This is a genomic window from Vibrio sp. 2132-1, assembly GCF_033344315.1.
This window is the reverse complement of sequence record NZ_JAWPON010000830.1, coordinates 1-524: the sequence shown is the minus strand read 5'-3', so window position 1 is coordinate 524 and position 524 is coordinate 1. Positions and strand designations below refer to the sequence as shown.

The following is a 524-nucleotide window of genomic DNA, read 5'->3' as shown; positions in this document are numbered from 1 at the left end:
CGCGTCCCACTGAATAGGTAAGCATGATGTAAACGGTTTTGCGCCAATGCGTTTTCCAGTGCCGTTAGAACATGTTTTTGCCCTACGACTTGGTCAAACTTATTAGGACGCCATTTTCGCGCTAAAGCTAAATAACTCATTGAATGTATTAATGTCCTTCAAAATCGCAAATGCTGAATACGTTTAGGCCTAATGCTTCTAAACGCTTATCACCACCGATTTCTGGTAGGTTGATAACGAACGCTGCGTGTTCAACTTCACCACCAAGTTGGCGAATTAACTTTGTCGTTGCCTCAATCGTGCCACCTGTCGCCAGCAAGTCATCCACAACCAATACTTTATCGCCTTCTACGATAGCGTCTGTATGAATTTCTAGCGTATCAATGCCGTATTCTAGTTCATAAGATTGAGCAATGGTCGGGCGAGGTAGTTTGCCTGGCTTACGCACTGGAACAAAACCAACACCTAGCTCAAGCGCTAGCGGCGCACCAAATAGGAAACCACGCGCTTCTGTGCCCACAACC

General features: G+C 46.0%; 1 protein-coding gene. It reads right to left on the bottom strand.

The genetic code is table 11. From position 1 onward, the window contains the following. Positions 1 to 148: 148 nt before the first annotated feature. A partial coding sequence (locus R8N47_RS28245) for an adenine phosphoribosyltransferase (protein ID WP_318186487.1) occupies positions 149 to 524 on the bottom strand: 376 nt, incomplete at its 5' end.